The 294-nt window shown below is 36.1% G+C and carries 1 protein-coding gene; it reads right to left on the reverse strand.

Annotated elements, in window-relative coordinates; genetic code table 11:
• Positions 1–54 precede the first annotated feature (54 nt).
• The coding region (locus MUW74_RS04370; protein WP_243553125.1) for a hypothetical protein at positions 55–294 on the reverse strand (240 nt) is incomplete at its 5' end.

The following is a 294-nucleotide window of genomic DNA, read 5'->3' on the forward strand; positions in this document are numbered from 1 at the left end:
GAGAGAGAGAGAGAGAGGCATATCCATGTACATGTAAAAATGAGTGGAAATTCTTTAGAAAAAAATACGAGCAAGTGTCATTAGAAAAGTGGCAAAACGCAGTTTTTGTACACTTTCAATGCTCATACACACATTTTTTCTTGGAATAAGTTTGCTTCTGTCTTCCATCCTCTTGAGATGAGTCAAGCAGTATTGAGAAATTTTTAAGTAAGAAGGAGAAAGTGAGTGTATATACATCTTCGCCATGTATCCAACATTTTTGTCCTCATTTTTGAAAGAGGGAGAGAGAGAGAG

The sequence above is a fragment of the Candidatus Cardinium sp. cBcalN2 genome (assembly GCF_022810445.1).
In the GTDB taxonomy this organism is placed as follows: Bacteria; Bacteroidota; Bacteroidia; order Cytophagales; family Amoebophilaceae; genus Cardinium.